Annotated in this window: 20 protein-coding genes; 16 read left to right on the forward strand and 4 right to left on the reverse strand. The window is 61.4% G+C overall.

From position 1 onward, the window contains the following. The first annotated feature begins 55 nt into the window (after positions 1-55). Positions 56-235, forward strand: a complete 180-nt coding sequence (locus ABIE16_RS12990) for a PA1571 family protein (protein WP_057715660.1) — start codon at positions 56-58, stop codon at positions 233-235. A 90-nt stretch (positions 236-325) separates the two neighbouring features. Here the strand turns inward: ABIE16_RS12990 and pdxB are convergent, their stop codons facing one another. Continuing rightward, positions 326-1468 (reverse strand): 4-phosphoerythronate dehydrogenase PdxB, encoded by a 1143-nt coding sequence (gene pdxB / locus ABIE16_RS12995; RefSeq protein ID WP_340314322.1) that lies wholly within the window; start codon positions 1466-1468, stop codon positions 326-328. Positions 1469-1723: 255 nt separating this feature from the next. Here pdxB and ABIE16_RS13000 point away from each other — a divergent pair, with 255 nt between their 5' ends. Further along, positions 1724-3118 carry an MATE family efflux transporter gene (locus ABIE16_RS13000; RefSeq protein WP_429521341.1) on the forward strand — a complete coding sequence of 465 codons (1395 nt, stop codon included), beginning with the start codon at positions 1724-1726 and terminating at the stop codon, positions 3116-3118. A 126-nt stretch (positions 3119-3244) separates the two neighbouring features. On the opposite strand, the gene tusA is transcribed toward ABIE16_RS13000, so the two are convergent. Beyond that, a complete protein-coding gene (tusA, locus tag ABIE16_RS13005; RefSeq protein WP_057400193.1) occupies positions 3245-3496 on the reverse strand; it encodes a sulfurtransferase TusA in 252 nt (83 codons plus the stop codon). A gap of 191 nt (positions 3497-3687) precedes the next feature. Further along, entirely contained in the window at positions 3688-4761 is a 1074-nt protein-coding gene (gene rlmM, locus ABIE16_RS13010; protein WP_057715663.1) for a 23S rRNA (cytidine(2498)-2'-O)-methyltransferase RlmM, read from the reverse strand. A gap of 297 nt (positions 4762-5058) precedes the next feature. Between rlmM and acnA the strand changes: the two genes are divergently transcribed. The 3 genes from acnA (at position 5059) to ABIE16_RS13025 (ending at position 10456) form a co-directional block, all read left to right on the forward strand. Then, positions 5059-7800, forward strand: coding sequence for an aconitate hydratase AcnA (acnA, locus tag ABIE16_RS13015; protein WP_429521342.1), 2742 nt, complete (start codon positions 5059-5061; stop codon positions 7798-7800). A 193-nt stretch (positions 7801-7993) separates the two neighbouring features. Beyond that, on the forward strand, positions 7994-8785 hold the full coding sequence (locus ABIE16_RS13020) for a CPBP family intramembrane glutamic endopeptidase (protein WP_429521343.1): 792 nt from the start codon (positions 7994-7996) through the stop codon (positions 8783-8785). 105 nt (positions 8786-8890) lie between these two features. Beyond that, on the forward strand, positions 8891-10456 hold the full coding sequence (locus ABIE16_RS13025) for a methyl-accepting chemotaxis protein (protein ID WP_218496707.1): 1566 nt from the start codon (positions 8891-8893) through the stop codon (positions 10454-10456). 188 nt (positions 10457-10644) lie between these two features. Here the strand turns inward: ABIE16_RS13025 and ABIE16_RS13030 are convergent, their stop codons facing one another. Then, complete coding sequence (locus ABIE16_RS13030; protein WP_429521344.1) at positions 10645-11322, reverse strand: alpha/beta family hydrolase; 678 nt, start codon at positions 11320-11322, stop codon at positions 10645-10647. Between the two features lie 94 nt (positions 11323-11416). On the opposite strand from ABIE16_RS13030, the gene ccoN (ABIE16_RS13035) reads away from it, so the two are divergent. From ccoN (ABIE16_RS13035) to ABIE16_RS13085, 11 genes are all read left to right on the forward strand, one after another. After that, the gene (ccoN, locus tag ABIE16_RS13035; protein WP_102668942.1) at positions 11417-12841 is read left to right on the forward strand and encodes a cytochrome-c oxidase, cbb3-type subunit I; all 1425 of its coding nucleotides are present in this window, start codon (positions 11417-11419) and stop codon (positions 12839-12841) included. Positions 12842-12851: 10 nt separating this feature from the next. Continuing rightward, complete coding sequence (gene ccoO, locus ABIE16_RS13040) at positions 12852-13460, forward strand: cytochrome-c oxidase, cbb3-type subunit II (protein ID WP_057715669.1); 609 nt, start codon at positions 12852-12854, stop codon at positions 13458-13460. Between the two features lie 18 nt (positions 13461-13478). Beyond that, positions 13479-13676: a cbb3-type cytochrome oxidase subunit 3 gene (locus tag ABIE16_RS13045; protein ID WP_159390382.1), complete on the forward strand. Its 198-nt coding sequence runs from the start codon at positions 13479-13481 to the stop codon at positions 13674-13676. Continuing rightward, on the forward strand, positions 13673-14626 hold the full coding sequence (gene ccoP, locus ABIE16_RS13050; RefSeq protein WP_429521345.1) for a cytochrome-c oxidase, cbb3-type subunit III: 954 nt from the start codon (positions 13673-13675) through the stop codon (positions 14624-14626). Before ABIE16_RS13045 ends, ccoP (ABIE16_RS13050) begins: the two co-directional genes overlap by 4 nt. 482 nt (positions 14627-15108) lie before the next feature. After that, the gene (gene ccoN, locus ABIE16_RS13055) at positions 15109-16551 is read left to right on the forward strand and encodes a cytochrome-c oxidase, cbb3-type subunit I (RefSeq protein ID WP_008050393.1); all 1443 of its coding nucleotides are present in this window, start codon (positions 15109-15111) and stop codon (positions 16549-16551) included. Next, on the forward strand, positions 16551-17159 hold the full coding sequence (gene ccoO, locus ABIE16_RS13060) for a cytochrome-c oxidase, cbb3-type subunit II (protein WP_009042961.1): 609 nt from the start codon (positions 16551-16553) through the stop codon (positions 17157-17159). The genes ccoN (ABIE16_RS13055) and ccoO (ABIE16_RS13060) overlap by 1 nt, the downstream gene beginning before the upstream one ends. A gap of 5 nt (positions 17160-17164) precedes the next feature. Further along, positions 17165-17350, forward strand: coding sequence for a CcoQ/FixQ family Cbb3-type cytochrome c oxidase assembly chaperone (locus ABIE16_RS13065; RefSeq protein ID WP_003175465.1), 186 nt, complete (start codon positions 17165-17167; stop codon positions 17348-17350). After that, positions 17347-18324, forward strand: a complete 978-nt coding sequence (gene ccoP, locus ABIE16_RS13070; protein WP_057715672.1) for a cytochrome-c oxidase, cbb3-type subunit III — start codon at positions 17347-17349, stop codon at positions 18322-18324. The genes ABIE16_RS13065 and ccoP (ABIE16_RS13070) overlap by 4 nt, the downstream gene beginning before the upstream one ends. Positions 18325-18659: 335 nt before the next feature. Next, positions 18660-20075, forward strand: a complete 1416-nt coding sequence (gene ccoG, locus ABIE16_RS13075) for a cytochrome c oxidase accessory protein CcoG (RefSeq protein WP_090454077.1) — start codon at positions 18660-18662, stop codon at positions 20073-20075. 11 nt (positions 20076-20086) lie between these two features. Further along, complete coding sequence (locus ABIE16_RS13080; protein ID WP_218496713.1) at positions 20087-20626, forward strand: FixH family protein; 540 nt, start codon at positions 20087-20089, stop codon at positions 20624-20626. Positions 20627-20745: 119 nt separating this feature from the next. Next, positions 20746-23199 carry a heavy metal translocating P-type ATPase gene (locus tag ABIE16_RS13085; protein ID WP_218496714.1) on the forward strand — a complete coding sequence of 818 codons (2454 nt, stop codon included), beginning with the start codon at positions 20746-20748 and terminating at the stop codon, positions 23197-23199. The last annotated feature ends 14 nt before the right edge of the window (positions 23200-23213 follow it).

A 23213-nucleotide genomic window follows, 5' to 3' on the forward strand; every position in this document is an offset into this window, starting at 1 on the left:
GCCCGGTCACCTGGCGGTTCTACAGTAAGCACACAACCTGATGAGGAGACAGGCCATGTCCTTGCAACACAGCAGCGATGACAAGATTCAAGTGATCCGCACGCAACCAGACCAGTCTCTGGGTTGCTCGATTATTGACGAGCAGGGTCGCGAAGTACCGATCACTGAAGAAATGATCCAGAAAGCTTGCAGCGAACTGGATAAGCGATTGGTCAAACCTGCCAAACAAAAGTGATATAGCCACCGTCTTCTTGACCCGGCCCATTGTTGGCCGGGTTTTTTATGGGCGCCTGTCCGGACATTGTGGGGCGCCCTTCGCGGTCTATCAGACTGCCGTTGCCCCCAACGCCGCCACAATCCTCTGCAACTCAGGCGCATCCCCCTCGATCCGCACCTGCAATCCGTCGATCTCTCGACGCGAAGGATAATTCTTGCGCAACGCATCAAATGCCGCTCGCTGCTCGCCGACACTGCCGACAAGGCTGCGACGGAAGTCCGCATCGTCACGTCGCGGGTCATACACGCCACGGCACAGCATCGCCAACGCCCAGGCCGGGTCACTTTGCGCATTGAGGGTCACTTGCGACAGCCACGGCGCCGGCAGCAAATCGCCCAGGCTGACCCGGGCTGGCTGCCCAAGGAAATCGCAATAGGCCTGATAAATCTGCGCGGTGCCCCGCTGCTTGCCGTCGAGGCTGTAGCCGGCAATGTGTGGCGTTGCCAGCACGCAGAGTTCGGCCAGCGCCACGTCGACTTCAGGCTCGCCTTCCCAGACATCGAGCACCGCTTGCAGGTCTTCGCGCTCCAGCAGCACGTCGCGCAGTGCTGCATTGTTGACCACCGGCCCGCGACTGGCATTAATCAGCCAGGTGCCGGACCTGAGCTGGTTCAGGTGTTTTTCATCGAACAAATGCCAGGTCGATTGCTGACCCTGTTTAGTCAATGGCGTGTGCAGACTGATGACGTCGCACTCGTCGATGATCTGCTCGAGGCTGACGTAGTCTCCACCTTCCGCAGTTTGCCGTGGCGGATCGCACACCAGCACCTTCCAGCCCAGGCCTTGCAATACCTTGACCAGGCGTCCACCCACTTCGCCGGCACCGACCACGCCGTAGGTACGCCGGGTCAGGTCGACACCCTCGATTTCGGCAAGGGTCAGCAGACTGCCGAGCACATAGTCGACCACACCACGGGCATTGCAGCCCGGCGCGCTGGACCAGGTAATACCGGCCTGCTGAAAGTAATTCAGGTCCAGATGATCGGTGCCGATGGTGCACGTACCGACAAAGCGCACCTTGCTGCCCTCGAGCAGCGCGCGATTGACGTTGGTCACCGAGCGCACCAACAGCACATCGGCCTGCTCGACCGTGGCACGGTCGATGGCGCGACCCGGTACCCGGCGGATTTCACCGAAGCCTTCGAAGAAGGCATCGAGCAGAGGGATATTTTCGTCGGCAACAATCAGCATGGCAGGCTCCTTTGGCGGGTTGGCAGTGTAGGCGCAGAATTCATCTCTGTGTAGGAGCGAGCATGCTCGCCATGGGCGTTAACGATAACGAGGGCTGCCTGAATGAACGCGGCGCCCTCACATTCATCGCGAGCGAGCTCGCTCCTACAGGGAGAGCGGAGCGATTACAAATACTCAACACAGTCTTTTCCTGACCGAAGCGTCAACGCGTAGAATGCGCAGCCCTGCGCATCAAAACCTCTGGACGCTTCGCTTGTGAATTCCGTGACTGACACTACCGCCGCCCCACGCACGACCCCGGTTCGCCTGGAACTCAAGGGCCTGCTCGGCCTGGCCCTGCCGATCATGATCGCGCAACTGGCCACCACGGCCATGGGCTTCGTCGATGCGGTGATGGCCGGCCGCGTCAGCCCGCGGGACCTGGCATCGGTGGCCCTGGGCAATTCGATCTGGATTCCGGTCTACCTGTTGATGTCCGGCGTCCTGCTGGCAACCACACCCAAGGTCGCGCAACGCTTTGGCGCCGGGCAGTTTGACGAAATCGGCCCGCTGGTACGCCAGGCGCTGTGGCTCGCATTGTGTGTCGGGTTGATCGGCAGCGGCCTGTTGCTCGGTGCCGAGCCGATCCTGCACTGGATGAAAGTCGATCCGCAATTGATCGAGCCGAGCATGGGTTACCTGCACGGGATCGCCTTCGGCTTGCCGGGCATGGCGTTCTATTACGTGCTGCGCTGCTACAGCGATGGTATGGGTCGGACCCGTCCGAGCATGGTCATTGGCTTGTGCGGGCTACTGCTGAACATCCCGCTGAACTACACGTTGATCTATGGCCATTTCGGCGCACCGGCCCTGGGCGGCGTCGGTTGCGGCTGGGCCAGCGGCATCGTGATGTGGTTCATGGCGTTGAGTATGGCCGGCTGGACCTTCTGGGCCCCGTTCTATGCCCGCACCCGTGTGCTGGTGCGCTTCGACCGGCCGAAATGGGCCGTGATCAAGCGCCTGGTCAGCATTGGCCTGCCGATCGGTATCGCCGTCTTCGCCGAGTCCAGCATCTTCGCGGTCATCGCCCTGTTGATCGGCAGTCTCGGCTCCACCGTGGTGGCAGGGCATCAAATCGCCCTGAATATCAGCTCGTTGCTGTTCATGATTCCTTACTCGCTGGGCATGGCGGTAACCGTGCGGGTCGGCCAGGCACTGGGGGCCGGCAATCCTTGGCAGGCGCGCTTCGCGGCGAAGGTCGGGCTCGGCGCGGCACTGGTGTTCGCGGCGTTCTCGGCGACCCTGATCCTGCTCCTGCGCGAACCTATCGCCTCGATCTACACGCCTGACAAGGCCGTGATCCAGATTGCGTCGATGTTGATTGTGTATGCCGCGCTGTATCAGTTTTCCGATGCCATCCAGGTGATCTGCGCCGGCGCGCTCCGTGGGTACCAGGACACACGGGTGACGATGATCCTGACCTTGTTCGCCTATTGGGGCATCGGCCTGCCGGTCGGCTACGTGCTGGGACTGACCGATTGGTTCGGTCCGGCCAGCGGCCCGAGCGGGCTGTGGGAAGGGTTGATTGCCGGTTTGAGCTGTGCGGCGCTGATGCTGTCGATCCGACTGACGCTCAGTGCGCGCCGGCGGATTCGTAACAGCCAGGGTTGATCGCCACAACCCTGCAGGAGCGAGCTTGCTCGCGAAGGTCGTGAACGATAACGCGCGAAAACCAGATGCCCAACGGCGCCTTCGTTATTTTCGCGAGCAAGCTCGTTCCTACAGGGGGGTTGTTGGTTAAACAGACTTCTTGCGAATCCAGTAGAGGTAGGTGCCCTCTTCCTCGTGCTGCCCCACCAGTTCGTGGTCGAGAAACACACAGAACTTGGGAATGTCGCGACGGGTCGACGGGTCGGTGGCGATCACTTTGAGCAGGCCGCCGGGCACCAGATCACGGATGTGTTGATGCAGCATCATCACCGGCTCGGGGCAATTGAGGCCGGTGGCGTCGAGGGTGCCGTCTACCGGCGTATCAAGCATTTCACTCATGATTCACTCCTGAAGCTGGCCGGCATTGTCGCGCATTGCCGGGTGTAACGTCATCTGTGGCATTACGCCGCCCCCTTGTAGGAGCGAGCCTGCTCGCGATAGTCGTCAACGATGACGCGGGAGACCTGACACCCCGTGGCGCTCTCAGGTCCATCGCGAGCAGGCTCGCTCCTACAGGGGATTGCGGTGTTTCAGCGGGACTTGGGTTTCTTCACGTCCAGTCGACGCAAATGGCAGGTCACTTCCTCGCGGTCGTGGTACAGCTGCTTGCAGCCAATCTCGACCTTGATACCCCGGGCCTTGAAGCCATCGGCAATGCGCTCGAGCAAACGCTTCACTTCGGCATAGCGCTGTTTCATCGGCAGCTTGAGATTGACCACCGCCTCGCGGCAATGGCCGTCGCCGATCCACTCTTCCAGCATCGCGGCGTTGCGCGCCGGCTTCTCGACGATGTCGCAGACCATCCAGTCCACCGGTTGCTTGGGCTTGAAGGTGAAACCGTCAGCCATCAAGTGCTGCACCAGACCGGTGTCCATCAGGCTTTCGGCCATCGGGCCGTTGTCGATGGCCGTGACCAGCATGCCACGGTTGACCAGTTGCCAGGTCCACCCACCAGGGGCGGCCCCCAAGTCAACGCCGGTCATGTCGCCATGCAGGCGCTCGTCCCACTGGTCGCGCGGGATGAAGTGGTGCCAGGCCTCTTCCAGCTTGAGGGTCGAGCGGCTCGGCGCCTCGCGGGGGAACTTCAAACGGGGAATGCCCATCGGCCACATCGCCGAGTTGTTCGACTCCGCCAGGCCCATGAACACTTCACGACCGCTCTTGAACGTCAGCAGCAAACGCGGCTTGTGGGCATCTTCCACCAGCTTGCCGGCCGCCATCAGCGCCTTGCGCAGGTGCACTTCGAATTTCTTGCAGAAGTTCGACAGTTCCTTGCCGTCGTTGGTGTCGACCATTTCCAGCCACAGGCTGCCGCACAGCGGAAAGTCCGCCATATGGGCGAGGATCACACTGATACGGTCGGTTTCCGGCAGATCGATGAAAATCCCCCGGGCCCACTGGCGCGGGAAGATCAGCTCGGCAAAACGCTGCCCGCGCATCAGGCGCTCGGCGCCGTCTTCTTCGGTGCAGACAAACTCGGCGCAAGCAGTTGCCGCCTTGGCCTTGGCATAACCGGCCACGTTCAAGCGCGCGGCGAGGTCGGAAATCTCGGAACAGACTTCGCCTTCGAAGCCCGGCCGGCAATGCATGAATAGGGTGTTCATTAATACTCCTGGACCCTGTAGGAGCGAGCCTGCTCGCGATGGACTCAAGGACGGCGCGTTATTCAGGAAACACGCGTTATCGTTAACGTCCATCACAAGCAGGCTCGCTCCCACAAAGAGAGACCGCTTGCCCTGAAGCAAAGCCTGTCATGAAAACCGGCGCATGATAGCCGAGTTCGGAAGCTGGAGCTTGTCGATAGAGCCCGGTTATTAGCCAGCTACTGAAAACAGAGCTAGGTTTAATGTTCTGCCCATCCCCTCAGTCCGTAGCCGTGCGGACTCAAAGGAGTGATTGCAATGCCGTCCCTCGATAGCCTGAATACGCTCAAGACCCTGCAAGTCGGCAACAAGACCTACCACTACTTCAGCCTGCCCGATGCCGCCAAAAGCCTGGGTGATCTGGACAAGTTGCCGATGTCGTTGAAAGTCCTGCTGGAAAACCTGCTGCGCTGGGAGGACGAAAAAACCGTCACCGGTGCCGACCTCAAGGCATTGGCCGCGTGGCTCAAGGAGCGTCGTTCCGACCGCGAAATCCAGTACCGCCCCGCGCGAGTGCTGATGCAGGACTTCACCGGCGTACCGGCGGTGGTCGACCTGGCCGCGATGCGCGCGGCGATGGCCAAGGCCGGCGGCAATCCGCAACGGATCAACCCGCTGTCGCCGGTGGACCTGGTGATCGACCACTCGGTGATGGTCGACAAGTTCGCCTGCAGCAGCGCCTTCGAGCAGAACGTCGACATTGAAATGCAGCGCAATGGCGAGCGCTATGCGTTCCTGCGCTGGGGCCAGAGTGCCTTCGACAATTTCAGCGTGGTGCCGCCGGGCACCGGGATCTGCCACCAGGTGAATCTTGAATACCTCGGCCGCACGGTCTGGACCAAGGACGAGGACGGCCGCACTTACGCCTTCCCAGACACACTGGTTGGCACCGATTCCCATACCACCATGATCAACGGCCTCGGCGTGCTTGGCTGGGGTGTCGGCGGTATCGAGGCGGAAGCGGCGATGCTCGGGCAACCGGTGTCGATGCTGATTCCCGAAGTCATCGGTTTCAAACTCACCGGCAAGCTCAAGGAAGGCATCACCGCCACCGACCTGGTGCTGACCGTGACCCAGATGCTGCGCAAGAAAGGCGTGGTGGGCAAATTCGTCGAATTCTACGGCGACGGCCTTGCCGACCTGCCCCTGGCCGACCGCGCGACCATCGCCAACATGGCCCCGGAATACGGCGCCACCTGCGGTTTCTTCCCGGTGGACGACATCACGCTGGAATACCTGCGCCTGTCCGGCCGGCCCCCGGAAACGGTGCAACTGGTCGAGGCCTACAGCAAGGCCCAGGGCCTGTGGCGCCTGCCCGGCCAGGAACCGGTGTTCACCGACAGCCTGGCGCTGGACATGGGCAGCGTCGAAGCCTGCCTCGCGGGGCCGAAACGCCCGCAGGACCGGGTGACGCTGCCGAATGTCGCGCAAGCGTTCAGCGACTTCACCGACCTGCAATTCAAGCCCACCAGCAAGGAAGAAGGCCGCCTGGAAAGTGAAGGGGGTGGCGGTGTTGCCGTCGGCAATGCCGATATGGCCGGCGAAGCGGATTACGATTACGAAGGCCAGACCTATCGCCTGAAAAACGGCGCCGTGGTCATCGCTGCGATCACCTCCTGCACCAACACCTCCAACCCCAGCGTGATGATGGCCGCCGGGCTGGTGGCGAAGAAGGCCGTGGAAAAAGGCCTGAAACGCAAACCCTGGGTGAAGAGCTCGCTGGCCCCCGGCTCGAAAGTGGTCACCGACTACTACAAGGCGGCCGGCCTGACCCAGTACCTCGATGAATTGGGCTTTGCCCTGGTCGGCTATGGCTGCACTACTTGCATCGGCAACTCCGGGCCGCTGTCGGAGCCCATCGAGAAAGCCATCCAGCAAGCCGACCTCACCGTGGCCTCCGTGCTCTCGGGCAATCGCAACTTCGAAGGGCGGGTGCATCCATTGGTGAAAACCAACTGGCTGGCCTCCCCGCCACTGGTGGTGGCCTATGCGCTGGCCGGCACGGTGCGAACCGACCTCAGCCGCGAGCCGCTGGGCGATGGCAAGGACGGCAAACCGGTGTACCTGCGGGACATCTGGCCAAGCAGCAAGGAAATTGCCGACGCCGTGAATCAGGTCAACACCGCCATGTTCCACAAGGAGTACGCCGAAGTGTTTGCCGGTGACGAACAATGGCAGGCGATCAAGGTTCCGCAGGCGGCGACCTATGTCTGGCAGGACGACTCGACTTACATCCAGCACCCGCCGTTCTTCGACGACATCGGCGGCCCAGCGCCCGTGGTCAAGGATGTCAGCGGCGCCAGGATCCTCGCACTGCTCGGCGACTCGGTGACCACCGACCACATTTCCCCGGCCGGCAACATCAAGGTCGACAGCCCGGCAGGACAATACCTGCGCGACAAAGGCGTGGAACCGCGGGACTTCAATTCCTACGGCTCGCGACGTGGCAACCATGAAGTAATGATGCGCGGCACCTTCGCCAACATTCGCATACGCAACGAAATGCTCGGCGGCGAAGAAGGCGGCAACACCCGCTACATTCCCACCGGGGAAAAAATGTCGATCTACGACGCCGCCATGCGCTATCAGGCTTCGGGCACGCCGCTGGTGGTGATCGCCGGCCAGGAATACGGCACCGGCTCGAGTCGCGACTGGGCGGCCAAGGGCACCAACCTGCTGGGGGTGAAAGCAGTCGTCGCCGAAAGCTTCGAACGGATTCACCGCTCCAACCTGGTGGGCATGGGCGTGCTGCCGTTGCAATTCAAGCTGGATCAGAACCGCAAGAGCCTGAAACTGGGCGGCAGCGAAACCCTGGACATCCTCGGCTTGACCGGCGTCGAGCTGACGCCACGGATGAACCTGACGCTGGTCATCACCCGCGAAGACGGCAGCCGCGAGAAGATCGAGGTGTTGTGCCGCATCGATACACTCAATGAGGTGGAGTACTTCAAGTCCGGAGGGATTCTGCATTATGTGTTGCGGCAGTTGATCGCGTCTTGACCGACCGCTGACAAAGACACCGCCTTCGGGCGGTGTCTTTGTTTGGGCCACGAAAAGCCATGTGGGAGCGAGCTTGCTCGCGATATGGAGAGAACATTCAACATTGTTGCCGACAGTCGGTAAGCTATCGTGCGCAAGCTCGCTCCCACAGGGGTTTGACAGTGCATCGCATATCCCGACAAAAGGACTTCAAATGATTGCCCTGCCATGGACGCTTCTGGCCCTGCTTTCCTTCGGCTACGGCCTGGCGCTGACCTACGGCCATCTCGGCTGGCTCTCGGCAATCTCGGTGTTCCTGTTGCTGGTCGCAGGTGTCGCCGTCCGCCAACGCGACATCCCTTTTGCCCGCAACCTCGGCCACGGCCTGTTCATCGTCCTGGCCCTGGCATTGGCGACGCATTGGCTACCCGGTTTCCATAACGGTCGCGGCATCGATCCCCAGCGTTTTACCGACGATGCCGTGCTATTCGCCATGCACCTGAACCTGGACAAACCGCTGATCGGCTTCTGGCTGCTACTGGTTTGCCCGTGGATTGTCGGCCGCCGTTCGCTTCGGTTGTCACTGTATGCCACCGTACTGGCCCTGACCTTGAGCGCCATGCTGGCATTGGGTGGCGCGCTGTTGCTGGGCGTAATCGCCTGGGCGCCGAAATGGCCGGATCAAGCCTGGCTGTGGTTGCTGAACAATCTGCTGCTGGTGACGCTGGTCGAAGAGGCGCTGTTCCGTGGCTACATCCAGGGCGGCCTGACCCGGTATCTCAAAGACCGGCCCTACGGTGAACACCTCGCCCTGCTGCTGGCGTCATTGGTCTTCGGCCTGGCCCATGCCGGCGCGGGGTGGCGGTGGGTATTGCTGGCAACGCTGGCCGGGGTCGGCTATGGCCTGGCCTATCGGCTCGGGGGGCTGGGCGCCGCCATCGCCAGCCACTTTGGCCTGAACCTGCTGCACTTCGGTCTGTTCACCTATCCGATGCTCGCCGGCTGACGCAAGGGTCATTTTGCGACGCATTGCCGATTATCGAAAAATAATCTCAACAATCCGCCAGCCTTGCCGATACAGCACTTGAAAGCCTTGCGGATTAAAAAAGCCATGCGTAACAACCAGCCAATTACACAACGCGAGCGGACCTTCCCGGCTCAGCAACGGTTGATTTCCACCACCGATGCCAAGGGCATGATCACCTACTGTAACGATGCTTTCGTCGAGATCAGCGGGTTCTCCCGAGAGGAATTGATCCGTGCACCGCACAACCTGGTCCGTCACCCCGACGTCCCGGCGGCGGTGTTCGCACACATGTGGGACACGCTGAAACAAGGCTTGCCATGGATGGGCATTGTCAAGAATCGCTGCAAGACCGGTGATCATTACTGGGTGAACGCCTATGTGACACCGATCTTCGAAGGCAATCAGGTGATCGGTTATGAGTCGGTGCGGGTCAAGCCCACCGCCGAACAGATCCGCCGTGCCGAAGCGCTCTACCAGCGCATCAACCAAGGCAAGTCAGCCATTCCCTCCTCGGATAAATGGTTGCCGATCCTGCAGGACTGGCTGCCGTTCATCCTGGTCAGCCAATTGAGCTTCATGATCGGTGCATCGCTGAACTCCCACTGGGGGTTTGCCCTGGCTGCCGGTCTTTCGGTGCCACTGGGCCTGATGGGCCTCCAGTGGCAACAGCGAGGCCTCAAGCGTTTGCTGCGCCTGGCCGAGCAGACCACCTCCGATCCGTTGATCGCACAGATGTACACCGACAGTCGCGGCGCCCAGGCGCGTCTGGAAATGTCCATCCTCAGTCAGGAAGCACGCCTGAAAACCTGCCTGACGCGTCTGCAGGACACGGCCGAACACCTGACCGATCAGGCCCGACAGTCCGACGCCCTGGCGCACAACAGCTCCAGCGGCCTGGAACGTCAACGGGTCGAGACCGAGCAAGTGGCCACCGCGGTCAACCAGATGGCCGCGACCACCCAGGAAGTCGCCAGCCACGTGCAACGCACCGCCGACGCCACCCAGGAAGCCAACCGCCTGACCGGTCGTGGTCGTGACATCGCCGGGGAAACCCGCGAAGCCATCCAGCGCCTGTCGGTAGTCGTCGGTGAAACCGGCGTCACCGTGACCCAACTGGCCAAGGACAGCAACGAAATCGGCGGCGTGGTCGACGTGATCAAAGGCATCGCCGACCAGACCAACCTGCTGGCCCTGAACGCCGCCATCGAAGCGGCCCGTGCCGGCGAAATGGGTCGTGGTTTTGCGGTGGTGGCCGACGAAGTCCGTCAGCTGGCACAACGCACCAGCGAGTCCACCGGGCAGATTCACGCACTGATCGCCAAGCTCCAGCACACCGCCGGCACTGCCGTGCAAACCATGGAAGCCGGGCATCGTCAGGCGGAAGAAGGCGTGGCGCGGGTACTGGAAGCGGACCAGGCCCTGGTGGGGATCAGCGAAGCGGTGGCCAATATCACCGACATGACCACCCAGATCGCCGCCGCGACCGAAGAGCAAAGTGCCGTGGCCGAAGAAATCAGCCGCAACATCAGCAACATTTCGGAACTGGCGGACCAGACCTCGGAACAGGCACAGAACTCGGCGTTGCTGAGTGAAGAGCTGACCAAGACTGCCAATACACAGTATTCGTTGGTGGAGCGGTTTAACCGCTGATTGCTGCTGGAATGATAAAAACCCGGACAGTGAGAGCTTCCGGGTTTTTTATTGAGCCGGTGACAGTGATGTTGTCTGGTAGTCCCCCATCGCGAGCAAGCTCGCTCCCACAGGGTTTTGAGCCACACCACAAATCACTGTGGGAGCGAGCTTGCTCGCGATGGGGGCCTTACAGCCTGCACAAAACCTCACTGAAGGAATGAAGCCACCTTCTGCGCCGCAGCCGCCAAATGCTGCTCATGGTTAAACCCCGAAGCCTTCAGCGGCTTCAAGTCATGATCCCCCGCCACCAGCCAGAACACCTCGATACCCGGCGATAGCGCGTAACCCTCGACCGCCTCCCGGTTGCCCAACGCATCGCGCTCACCTTGCACGATTAAGGTCCGCGCCTTCAACTCCGCCAAATGCTCAACCCGTGGCTTCTCCGGTTTGCCCACCGCATAGAACGGATAACCCAGGCACACCAGCCCATCCGCGCCCAACTCATCCGCCAGCAGACTGGCCATGCGCCCGCCCATGGACTTGCCGCCGATGGCCAGCGGCCCAGTGACATGGCGTCGCACTTGGGCATACACCTCACGCCAGCATTCCAGCAGTTTCGGTGCGGGGTTCGGCGGGCGTTTACCGCCATCGAGGCGCCGTTGCGCCATGTAGGGAAACTCGAAGCGCAACACGTTGACGCCTTGAGCGGCGAGGCGCGCAGCCATGTCGCTCATCCAGCCGCTGTCCATCGGTGCGCCGGCGCCATGGGCGAGGATCAGCGTCGCCGCAGCCTTGCCAGCGGCAGCATTCCACAACCATCCATGATCCCGCACGCACTGCGCCCATTGATCCCCGTCAATACCGGCCTTGTGCCCTTTGTCCATGCTTGCCTCGCTTTTAGTCTGCCTATAACTCCGGCCGAAGGGTGCACTGCCTTGCGCTGCGCGCTCACTTCGGCTGAACCGTGGATGGGGAACCATGAACACTTCTATCAGTACCGCCTACAACTACAAGGTGGTCCGCCAATTCGCCATTATGACGGTGGTGTGGGGCATCGTCGGCATGGGGCTCGGGGTTTTTCTCGCTGCCCAGTTGGTCTGGCCCGAACTCAACTTCAATTTGCCGTGGACCAGCTTCGGCCGCCTGCGCCCACTGCACACCAACGCCGTGATCTTCGCCTTTGGCGGCTGCGCGTTGTTTGCCAGTTCGTTCTACTCGGTGCAACGCACCTGCCAGACCCAATTGTTTGCGCCGAAAATCGCCGCGTTCTGTTTCTGGGGCTGGCAGCTTGTGATTCTCCTGGCAGCCATCAGCCTGCCGCTGGGTTACACCAGTTCCAAGGAATACGCCGAGCTGGAATGGCCGATCGACATTCTGATCACCATTGTCTGGGTCGCCTACGCCATCGTGTTCTTCGGCACGATCATGCAGCGCAAGACCAAGCACATCTATGTCGGTAACTGGTTCTTCGGTGCGTTCATCGTCACCGTGGCGATCCTGCACATCGTCAACAACATGGAACTGCCGGTCAGCTTCACCAAGTCCTACTCGCTGTACTCCGGCGCCACCGATGCGATGGTGCAATGGTGGTACGGGCACAACGCCGTAGGCTTCTTCCTCACCGCCGGTTTCCTCGGGATGATGTATTACTTCGTGCCGAAACAGGCCGAACGTCCGGTGTACTCCTATCGTTTGTCCATCGTGCACTTCTGGGCGCTGATCACCCTTTACATCTGGGCCGGTCCGCACCACTTGCACTACACGGCGCTGCCGGACTGGGCGCAGTCGCTGGGTATGGTGATGTCGCTGATCCTACTGGCGCCGAGCTGGGGCGGGATGATCAACGGCATGATGACCCTGTCCGGTGCCTGGCATAAGTTGCGCAGCGACCCCGTCCTGCGCTTCCTCGTTGTTTCGCTGGCGTTCTACGGCATGTCGACCTTCGAAGGGCCGATGATGGCGATCAAGACGGTCAACGCCCTCTCCCACTACACCGACTGGACCATCGGCCACGTACACGCAGGCGCCTTGGGCTGGGTGGCGATGATCTCCATCGGCGCGCTGTACCACATGATCCCGAAAGTCTTCGGCCGCGAGCAGATGCACAGCATCGGCCTGATCAACGCGCACTTCTGGCTCGCCACCATCGGCACCGTGCTGTACATCGCCTCGATGTGGGTCAACGGCATCGCCCAGGGCCTGATGTGGCGTGCGGTGAACGAGGACGGCACGCTGACCTACTCCTTCGTCGAAACCCTGGTGGCCAGCCACCCAGGCTTCGTCGTGCGGCTGGTGGGTGGCGCGATCTTCCTCAGCGGCATGTTCCTGATGGCCTACAACACCTGGCGCACCGTGCGGGCCTCGCAGCCTGCCGAAGTCGCCGCTGCCGCGCAGATGGCCTGAGGAGTCCGCCATGAAACACGAAACTATCGAGAAAAACGTCGGCCTGTTGCTGCTGCTGATGATCCTGGCCGTGAGCATCGGCGGCCTGACCCAGATCGTCCCGCTGTTCTTTCAGGACGTGACCAACAAACCGGTGGAAGGCATGAAGCCCTACACCGCGCTGCAACTGGAAGGTCGCGATATCTATATCCGCGAAGGCTGTGTCGGCTGTCACTCGCAGATGATCCGTCCGTTCCGCGCCGAGACCGAACGCTACGGGCACTACTCGGTGGCTGGCGAAAGCGTGTGGGATCACCCGTTCCTGTGGGGCTCGAAACGCACCGGGCCGGACTTGGCCCGTGTCGGTGCGCGCTACTCCGATGACTGGCACCGCGCGCACTTGTACAACCCGCGCAACGTCGTGCCGGAGTCGAAGATGCCGGCGTACCCGTGGCTGGTGGCCAACCCGGTCGACAGCAGTCATACCGAAACCAAGATCAAGGCCATGCGTACCCTGGGCGTGCCGTACACCGACGAAGACATCACCGGCGCCGTCGCTTCACTCAAGGGCAAGAGCGAAATGGATGCATTGGTCGCCTACCTGCAAGTGCTCGGCACTGCCATCAAGAGCAAGAGGTGAGCCATGCCCCTGTCTTTTATAGAGATCGAATTGAGCACTGGAATGATCCGCGGCCTCGGCACCGTCGTGGTGTTCGTGGCCTTCGTCGGCCTGACACTGTGGGTATTCAACGGCAAGCGCAGCCCGGAATTCGCCGAAGCGCGCCTGCTGCCGTTCGCCGACGAGCCACAACCCGACATCACTGACGAATCAGCAACAAGGAGTACCCGGCCATGACCACCTTCTGGAGTACGTGGATCAGCGTACTGACCATCGGCAGCCTGATCGGCCTGACCTGGTTGCTGCTCAGCACCCGCAAGGGCGAAACCAAGGGCAGTGTCGACCAGACCATGGGCCACAGCTTCGACGGTATTGAGGAGTACGACAATCCGTTGCCGCAATGGTGGTTCATGCTGTTCGTTGGCACCCTGGTGTTTGCCGTCGGCTATCTGATCCTCTATCCGGGCCTGGGCAACTGGAAAGGCATCCTCCCCGGCTACGAAAACGGCTGGACCGGGGTGCACGAATGGGAAAAGGAAATGGCCAAGGCTGACACGAAGTTCGGGCCGATCTTCGCCAAATTCGCGGCAATGCCCGTGGAAGAAGTGGCCAAGGACCCGCAGGCTCTGAAAATGGGCGGCCGCCTGTTTGCCTCCAACTGCTCGGTGTGCCACGGCTCGGACGCCAAGGGTGCATTCGGCTTTCCCAACCTGACCGACAGCGACTGGCGCTGGGGCGGCAACCCGGAAACCATCAAGACCACCGTCATGGGCGGCCGGATGGCGATGATGCCGGCCTGGGGTGAAGTCCTGGGGGAGGACGGTGTGAAAAACGTCGCTGCGTATGTGCGCCATGGCCTGGCCAAGCTGCCGTTGCCTACCGACAGCAAAGCCGACCTGCAAGCAGGACAGCAAGCCTTCAGCACCACCTGCGTCGCCTGTCACGGAGCTAACGGCCAGGGCACTGAAGCCATGGGCGCACCGAACCTGACGCACCCGGCCGGCTTCATTTACGGTACAAGCCTGACGCAGCTTGAACAGACGATTCGGCATGGCCGCCAAGGTCATATGCCGGCGCAGAACGAACTGCTGGGCAACGATAAGGTGCAGTTGCTGGCTGCGTATGTGTACAGCCTGTCACACGGTTTGAATACCGAGCGCCTGCAGGCTGAAGACAACCGCAAATAAATTTCGACCGCTCTGCTGCCGCATTCTCCCGGATGCGGCAGTTCCCTGCCCCTTTGCGACCCATTGTCGCACCCTCGCACAGACTTTCTTTCGGAACCCCGGATTCGAGTCTAAGCTTCCCCCGATGCGGACTGGCCGGTGCCGGTTCCAGGTCGACCCTGAACGATGTGTTCGACGAATCTGCCCGATGACAGGCCGCAAAGGCTGGTAGATACCGGCTGTCGCGCCAGTTGCCTTCGGTCAGCCAAACGTTGCGTTTGAACACACCCCGTTACATCCGACCTGACCCCCTCGCCTGATCAGTCCGCCGGGACGTTTTGCCCACGGGCAATTTTGTCCCTACGCGGCGCATGGAAAGGCCGCAGAATCAGCTTTTGAAAGCATTGACCCAGGTCATGGCGCGTTGCAATGACCCCCTGCTTTCTCCATACTTGCGGCCGATTTTTAATCCTAATAAAACACCCAAACCGTGGAACCTTAGAATGAGCACAGCAATCAGTCCGACTGCTTATAACTATAAGGTAGTCCGCCAGTTCGCCATCATGACGGTGGTCTGGGGGATCCTTGGCATGGGGCTTGGTGTCTTCATCGCCTCGCAACTGGTCTGGCCGGAGTTGAACTTCGGTCTGGCATGGACGAGCTTTGGACGCCTGCGCCCGTTGCACACCAACCTGGTGATTTTCGCCTTCGGTGGATGTGCACTGTTTGCCACTTCTTATTACGTCGTGCAGCGAACCTGCCAAACGCGACTGATTTCCGACAGCCTCGCCGCCTTCACCTTCTGGGGATGGCAAGCGGTGATCGTCGGCGCGATCATTACCTTGCCGATGGGTTTCACCACCACCAAGGAATACGCGGAACTGGAATGGCCCCTGGCTATTCTGCTGGCCATTGTCTGGGTCACCTACGGTCTGGTGTTCTTCGGCACCATCGTCAAGCGCAAGACCAAGCACATCTATGTGGGTAACTGGTTCTACGGTGCGTTCATCGTCGTGACCGCGATGCTGCACATCGTCAACCACATGTCGCTGCCGGTCAGCCTGTTCAAGTCCTACTCGGCCTACTCGGGTGCGACGGACGCGATGATCCAGTGGTGGTACGGCCACAACGCCGTGGGCTTCTTCCTGACCACCGGCTTCCTGGGCATGATGTACTACTTCGTGCCGAAACAGGCCGAACGTCCGATCTACTCCTATCGCCTGTCGATCGTGCACTTCTGGGCGCTGATCACCCTGTACATCTGGGCCGGTCCGCACCACCTGCACTACACCGCGCTGCCGGACTGGGCTCAGTCCCTGGGCATGGCGATGTCGATCATCCTGCTGGCGCCAAGCTGGGGCGGCATGATCAACGGCATGATGACCCTGTCGGGCGCCTGGCATAAGCTGCGCACCGACCCGATCCTGCGCTTCCTGGTCGTCTCCCTGGCGTTCTACGGCATGTCGACCTTCGAAGGCCCGATGATGGCCATCAAGACCGTCAACTCCCTGTCGCACTACACCGACTGGACCATCGGCCACGTACACGCCGGCGCTCTGGGCTGGGTTGCGATGATCTCGATCGGCGCCATCTACCACATGATCCCGAAACTGTTCGGTCGTGCGCAGATGCACAGCACCGGCCTGATCAACACCCACTTCTGGCTCGCGACCATCGGTACCGTGCTCTACATCGCCTCGATGTGGGTCAACGGCATCACCCAGGGCCTGATGTGGCGTGCAATCAACGATGACGGCACCCTCACCTACTCGTTCGTCGAAGCGCTGCAAGCCAGTCACCCGGGCTTCATCGTCCGTGCCCTGGGCGGTGCGTTCTTCGCCACCGGCATGTTGTTCATGGCCTACAACGTATTCCGTACCGTACGCGCCTCGAACCCGGCTGAAGCCAAAGCCGCCGAACAGATTGCCGTAGTTGGAGCTCACTGATGAAGCATGAAGCAGTCGAGAAGAATATTGGCCTGCTGGCCTTCTTCATGGTCATCGCCGTCAGCATCGGCGGCCTGACCCAGATCGTTCCGCTGTTTTTCCAGGATGTCACCAACAAGCCGGTCGAGGGCATGAAGCCCCGCACCGCCCTTGAACTGGAAGGCCGGGACGTTTATATCGCCAACGGTTGTGTCGGCTGCCACTCGCAGATGATCCGCCCGTTCCGTGCTGAAACCGAACGCTATGGCCACTACTCGGTCGCCGGTGAAAGCGTCTGGGACCACCCGTTCCTGTGGGGTTCCAAGCGTACCGGTCCGGACCTGGCCCGCGTCGGCGGTCGTTACTCCGATGACTGGCAGCGTGCGCACTTGTACAACCCGCGCAACGTGGTGCCTGAGTCGAAAATGCCAGCCTACCCGTTCCTCGTGGAAAACAAGCTCGACGGCAAAGACACCGCCAAGAAAATGGAAGTCTTGCGCACGCTCGGCGTCCCTTACACCGACGAAGACATCGCCGGTGCCAAGGATGCTGTGAAGGGCAAAACCGAAATGGACGCGCTGGTGGCCTATCTGCAAGGCCTGGGCACCATCATCAAAAGCAAACGGTGATCTAAATGGATATCGGGATGATTCGTGGCCTGGGCACCGTCGTTGTGATGGTGGCCTTCATCGGTCTGGCGCTGTGGGTATTCAGCCCCAAGCGCAAGTCTGAGTTTGAAGACGCGACCTTGCTGCCTTTTGCGGATGATCCCGAAGCCATCAAGCACGTCGAGCAAGCTTCTAGGAGTAACAAAGAATGACTACATTCTGGAGTCTGTACGTCACAGTCCTCAGTCTCGGTACGATCTTTTCCCTGACCTGGCTGCTGCTGTCGACCCGCAAGGGCCAGCGCAGCGAGCAGACAGACGAGACCGTCGGGCACTCCTTCGATGGCATCGAGGAGTACGACAACCCGCTGCCGAAATGGTGGTTCATGCTGTTCGTGGGCACCATCATCTTCGCACTGGGTTACCTGGTGCTGTATCCGGGCCTGGGTAACTGGAAAGGCCTGCTGCCGGGTTATGGCTACCTCGACAACGAGAAGCAGACCCCGTTCGCCAACGGCCAGACCGGCTGGACCGGCGTTCACGAGTGGGAAAAGGAAATGGCCAGGTCGGACGCCAAGTTCGGTCCGATCTTCGCCAAGTTCGCGGCCATGCCAATCGAAGAAGTGGCCAAGGACCCGCAAGCCCTGAAGATGGGCGGCCGCCTGTTCGCCTCCAACTGCTCGGTTTGCCACGGTTCCGACGCCAAGGGCGCCTACGGCTTCCCTAACCTGACCGACGCCGACTGGCGCTGGGGCGGCGACGCGCAAGCCATCAAGACCACCATCATGGGCGGCCGTCACGCGGTGATGCCTGCGTGGGCTGAAGTGATCGGCGAGCAAGGCGTGGCCGACGTGGCCGCGTTTATCCTGACCAACCTCGATGGCCGCAAGCTGCCGGAAGGCGCCAAGGCCGACCCGGCTGCCGGGCAGAAACTGTTCGCCACCAACTGCGTGGCGTGCCACGGTCCGGAAGGCAAGGGTACGCCAGCGATGGGCGCACCTGACCTGACTCACCCGGCAGCGTTCATCTACGGCTCGAGCTTCGCTCAACTGCAGCAGACCATCCGTTACGGCCGTCAGGGCCAGATGCCTGCGCAAGAGGCAATGCAGGGTAACGACAAGGTTCACCTGCTGGCCGCTTACGTCTACAGCCTGTCTCACGGTGAGAAGGCAGCGGACGCCGAGTAAGGCAAACGCTTGAAGCAACAAAAAACGGCCCCGCCAATGTGAATTGGCGGGGCCGTTTTGTTTAAGGCCAGGTGTCGATCTTCAAGTGTTCAATCGCAAAGAGCGCTCATGAAAGGCAGCCGGGTTGAACGCCCCCACCCCCGAAAACTCGTCCATAATTCCCAAGTCAATTGATTCAAGTCATTACACCATCAATTGATTTTGCCAAACGTGACCAAAGGTCGCACCCGCAGGCCAGAGCGACAGGCGTATCATTGCGCCACTGCAACACCCCTTTTTGACCGCGGTCGGCACGTACTGACCGAGGCATTTTTCCACTGCCGTGGGATGCAATGATGAGCAACCAGATTCCGGTACACGACGTCACTCCACCCACCAAAAACGCGAACAACAGCGTCGACCTCTACGCCTCCAGGGAAAAAATCTACACCCGCGCCTTCACCGGCCTGTTTCGCAACCTGCGGATGACCGGCGGAGCCCTGTTGTTCCTGCTGTATTTCGGCACGGTGTGGCTGGACTGGGGCGGTCATCAGGCCGTGTGGTGGAACCTGCCGGAGCGCAAGTTCTTCATTTTCGGCGCCACCTTCTGGCCTCAGGATTTCATTCTGCTGTCCGGCATGTTGATCATCGCCGCCTTTGGCCTGTTCTTCATCACCGTGTACGCCGGACGGGTCTGGTGCGGCTATACCTGCCCGCAAAGCGTCTGGACCTGGATTTTCATGTGGTGCGAAAAAGTCACCGAAGGGGACCGCAACCAACGCATCAAGCTCGACAAGGCGCCGATGAGCGCCAACAAATTTGTGCGCAAGTTCAGCAAACACAGCTTGTGGCTGTTGATCGGCTTCGTTACCGGCATGACCTTCGTCGGCTACTTCTCACCGATCCGCGAACTGGTATTCGAATTTTTCACCGGCCAGGCGGATGGCTGGTCGTACTTCTGGGTCGGTTTCTTCACCCTCGCCACTTACGGCAACGCCGGCTGGTTGCGCGAACAGGTGTGCATCTACATGTGCCCGTACGCACGCTTCCAGAGCGTGATGTTCGACAAGGACACCCTGATCGTTTCCTACGATCCGCGCCGTGGCGAAGGCCGTGGACCGCGTAAAAAAGGTATCGACTACAAGGCCCAGGGCCTGGGCGACTGCATCGACTGCACCATGTGCGTCCAGGTCTGCCCGACGGGCATCGACATCCGCGACGGTCTGCAAATCGAATGCATCGGTTGCGCCGCCTGCATCGATGCCTGCGACGCCATCATGGACAAGATGGACTACCCGCGCGGACTGATCAGCTACACCACCGAGCACAACCTGTCCGGACAGAAAACCCATAAACTGCGCCCGCGCCTGATTGGCTATGCCATTGTGCTGCTGGCGATGATCAGCCTGCTGGTAACGGCATTCTTCATGCGTGCGCTGGTGGGTTTCGATGTCAGCAAGGACCGCGTGCTGTACCGCGAGAACGCCGAAGGCCGGATCGAAAACGTCTACAGCCTGAAAATCATGAACAAGGACCAGCGCGACCATACCTACCTGCTCGAAGCATCCGGCCTGCCGGATCTCAAATTGCAGGGTCGACGCGAGATCAAGGTCGCGGCCGGCGAGATCGTCAGCCAGCCTGCCGAGCTGTCCGTTGCACCGGAAAAACTGCCGTCGAGCACCAACGAGGTGAAATTCATCCTCAAGGACGCCGATGACGACAGCGTCCACATTGAAGCCAAGAGCCGGTTCATCGGCCCACAGAATCGTTGAGAGAACTGAACATGCCCGCAGCAAATGCCGCAAGCCCCTGGTACAAGCACCTCTGGCCGTGGATCATCATCGGGATCCTGGCCTGCTCGGTGGCCCTGACCTTGTCCATGGTGACCATCGCGGTGAACAACCCGGACAACCTGGTCAACGACAACTACTACGAGGCCGGCAAAGGCATCAACCGCTCCCTCGACCGTGAGCTGCTGGCCCAGACCCTGAAAATGCGCGCCAGCGTTCATCTCGACGGCATGACTGGCGAGGTTGACCTGCGCCTGAGCGGCGACAGCCAGCCCAAGACCCTGGAGCTGAACCTGATCTCGCCGACCCAGCCGGAAAAGGATCGCAAGATCATCCTGACCCGCAGCGAAACCGAACAGGGCCGCTACATCGGCCAGTTGAGTGACAAGATCGAAGGCCGGCGTTTTGTCGAGTTGCTTGGCACTCAGGACGAGCACATCTGGCGCATGTTCGAAGAGGAACCGGTCAGCCATGACAAGGATCTGCTGCTCGGTGATGAGCCGCTGCAAGGTGCCGAAGACCTGAAAAAGTAAAGCCGCGCTTCGCGCATCGCGAGCAAGCTCGCTCCCACAGTTGATCCCTGTGGGAGCGAGCTTGCTCGCGATGAGGCCCTATCCGACGATAGAGATTCAGCAGTACTAGTGAATACTCCATGACCACCACCCCACTCCCCTGCTACCACTGCGCCCTGCCCGTCCCGGCCGGCAGCCGCTTCACCGCTGCGGTCCTGGGGCAAACCCGCGAATTCTGCTGCCCGGGCTGCCAGGCCGTGGCCGAGGCCATTGTCGCCGGTGGCCTGGAAAGCTATTACCAGCACCGCAGCGAAGCCTCGGCCAACCCTGAAGCGCTGCCGGTGCAACTGGTGGATGAACTGGCGCTGTACGACCGCGCCGATGTGCAGCAGCCCTTTGTCCGCCACGATGGCGAACTGGCCGAAACCACGCTGCTGATGGAAGGCATCAGTTGCGCGGCCTGCGGCTGGCTGATCGAAAAACACCTGCGCACCTTGCCGGCCGTGGCCGAAGCGCGCCTAAACCTGTCCAACCATCGCCTGCACGTACGCTGGGCCGATGGGCAGTTGCCGCTGAGCCAGGTACTCAGCGAACTGCGTCACATCGGGTACGCCGCACACCCGTATCAGGCCGACCGGGCCAGCGAACAACTGGCCAGCGAAAACCGCCTGGCCCTGCGCCAGCTCGGCGTGGCCGGTCTGCTGTGGTTCCAAGCGATGATGGCAACCATGGCCACCTGGCCTGAATTCAACATCGACCTCAGCCCCGAACTGCACACCATCCTGCGCTGGGTCGCGCTGTTCCTCACCACCCCGATTGTGTTCTACAGCTGTGCGCCGTTCTTCAAAGGCGCCATGCGCGATCTGCGCACCCGCCACCTGACCATGGACGTTTCGGTGTCGCTGGCCATCGGCAGCGCCTACATCGCCGGAATCTGGACGTCCATCACCGGGGTCGGCGAACTGTATTTCGATGCCGTCGGCATGTTTGCCCTGTTCCTCCTGGCCGGGCGTTATCTGGAACGCCGCGCCCGCGAGCGCACCGCCGCCGCCACCGCGCAGCTTGTGAATCTATTGCCCGCCTCGTGCCTGCGATTGACAGCCGACGGCCAGAGCGAACGCATTCTGCTCAGTGAACTGCGTGTCGGCGATCAGGTGCTGGTTCATCCGGGCGCCATTCTCCCGGCTGACGGCAAGATCCTCGACGGCCAGTCGAGTGTCGACGAGTCGCTGCTGACCGGCGAATACCTGCCGCAACCACGCACCCTCGGCGACGCGGTCACCGCCGGCACAATGAACGTCGAAGGCGCACTCACCGTCGAGGTCCAGGCCCTGGGCCAGGACACTCGCCTCTCGGCCATCGTTCGCCTGCTCGATCGCGCCCAGGCCGAAAAACCGCGCCTGGCGGAAATCGCCGACCGCGCCGCGCAATGGTTCCTGCTGTTGTCGCTGATCGCTGCCGCCGCGATTGGCCTGTTGTGGTGGCAGCTGGATGCCTCGCGAGCCTTCTGGATCGTGCTGGCGATGCTGGTGGCGACCTGCCCGTGCGCCTTGTCGCTGGCGACGCCGACCGCCCTCACCGCCGCCACCGGCACACTGCACAAACTCGGTCTGTTGCTGACCCGCGGCCATGTGCTGGAAGGCCTGAACCAGATCGACACGGTGATTTTCGACAAGACCGGCACCCTCACCGAAGGACGCCTGGCGCTGCGCTCGATCCGCCCCCTCGGCGCGCTCGACAGCGATCAATGCCTGAGCCTCGCCGCCGCCCTGGAAAACCGCTCCGAACATCCGATCGCCCGCGCTTTCGGTCGTGCGCCGACAGCTGCCGAAGAAGTCCACAGCACACCGGGCCTTGGCCTGGAGGGGCTGGTTGATGGGCGGCGTCTGCGTATCGGCCAACCGGGTTTTGTCTGCGAACTCAGCGGCGCCATGGTGCCATCGATGCCGGAAGAGCCCGGCCAATGGCTGCTACTCGGCGACAGCGAGGGGCCGCTGGCCTGGCTCGTCCTCGACGATCGCTTGCGTGCCGATGCACCCGCGCTGCTCGCTGCGTGCAAGGCCCGTGGCTGGCGCACGCTGCTGCTGTCCGGCGACAGCTCGCCGATGGTCGCCAGCGTGGCGGCGGAACTGGGTATCGATGAAGCCCGTGGTGGCTTGCGTCCGGACGATAAACTGCAGGTCCTGCAACAACTGCACAAGGAAGGTCGCAAGGTGTTGATGCTCGGTGACGGGGTCAATGACGTGCCGGTGCTGGCGGCTGCGGATATCAGCGTCGCCATGGGCTCGGCCACCGACCTGGCGAAAACCAGTGCCGACGCCGTGCTGCTGTCCAACCGCCTCGACGCGCTGGTGCAAGCCTTCAGCCTGGCGCGGCGCACCCGTCGGGTCATTATCGAGAACCTTCTGTGGGCCGGGTTGTACAATGGCCTCATGTTGCCCTTCGCCGCCCTCGGCTGGATCACTCCGGTGTGGGCGGCGGTGGGCATGTCGATCAGTTCGTTGACCGTGGTGTTGAACGCGCTGCGCCTGACTCGCATGCCGAGCGCGCCCGCCCCCGGCACCACGCCAGAAACCCGCCCGCTGCCGGCCTGAGCCGCGCGGGCATG

Origin of the sequence: Pseudomonas sp. 2725, assembly GCF_050434585.1 — a bacterium.
GTDB lineage: Bacteria > Pseudomonadota > Gammaproteobacteria > Pseudomonadales > Pseudomonadaceae > Aquipseudomonas > Aquipseudomonas jessenii.

Coding starts and splice junctions, on each gene's coding strand:
- ABIE16_RS12990 (WP_057715660.1), top strand. CDS start 56: ATGTCCTTGCAACACAGCAGCGATGACAAGATTCAAGTGATCCGCACG.
- pdxB (WP_340314322.1), bottom strand. CDS start 1,468: ATGCTGATTGTTGCCGACGAAAATATCCCTCTGCTCGATGCCTTCTTC.
- tusA (WP_057400193.1), bottom strand. CDS start 3,496: ATGAGTGAAATGCTTGATACGCCGGTAGACGGCACCCTCGACGCCACC.
- rlmM (WP_057715663.1), bottom strand. CDS start 4,761: ATGAACACCCTATTCATGCATTGCCGGCCGGGCTTCGAAGGCGAAGTC.
- acnA (WP_429521342.1), top strand. CDS start 5,059: ATGCCGTCCCTCGATAGCCTGAATACGCTCAAGACCCTGCAAGTCGGC.
- ABIE16_RS13020 (WP_429521343.1), top strand. CDS start 7,994: ATGATTGCCCTGCCATGGACGCTTCTGGCCCTGCTTTCCTTCGGCTAC.
- ABIE16_RS13025 (WP_218496707.1), top strand. CDS start 8,891: ATGCGTAACAACCAGCCAATTACACAACGCGAGCGGACCTTCCCGGCT.
- ABIE16_RS13030 (WP_429521344.1), bottom strand. CDS start 11,322: ATGGACAAAGGGCACAAGGCCGGTATTGACGGGGATCAATGGGCGCAG.
- ccoN (WP_102668942.1), top strand. CDS start 11,417: ATGAACACTTCTATCAGTACCGCCTACAACTACAAGGTGGTCCGCCAA.
- ccoO (WP_057715669.1), top strand. CDS start 12,852: ATGAAACACGAAACTATCGAGAAAAACGTCGGCCTGTTGCTGCTGCTG.
- ccoP (WP_429521345.1), top strand. CDS start 13,673: ATGACCACCTTCTGGAGTACGTGGATCAGCGTACTGACCATCGGCAGC.
- ccoN (WP_008050393.1), top strand. CDS start 15,109: ATGAGCACAGCAATCAGTCCGACTGCTTATAACTATAAGGTAGTCCGC.
- ccoO (WP_009042961.1), top strand. CDS start 16,551: ATGAAGCATGAAGCAGTCGAGAAGAATATTGGCCTGCTGGCCTTCTTC.
- ABIE16_RS13065 (WP_003175465.1), top strand. CDS start 17,165: ATGGATATCGGGATGATTCGTGGCCTGGGCACCGTCGTTGTGATGGTG.
- ccoP (WP_057715672.1), top strand. CDS start 17,347: ATGACTACATTCTGGAGTCTGTACGTCACAGTCCTCAGTCTCGGTACG.
- ccoG (WP_090454077.1), top strand. CDS start 18,660: ATGAGCAACCAGATTCCGGTACACGACGTCACTCCACCCACCAAAAAC.
- ABIE16_RS13080 (WP_218496713.1), top strand. CDS start 20,087: ATGCCCGCAGCAAATGCCGCAAGCCCCTGGTACAAGCACCTCTGGCCG.
- ABIE16_RS13085 (WP_218496714.1), top strand. CDS start 20,746: ATGACCACCACCCCACTCCCCTGCTACCACTGCGCCCTGCCCGTCCCG.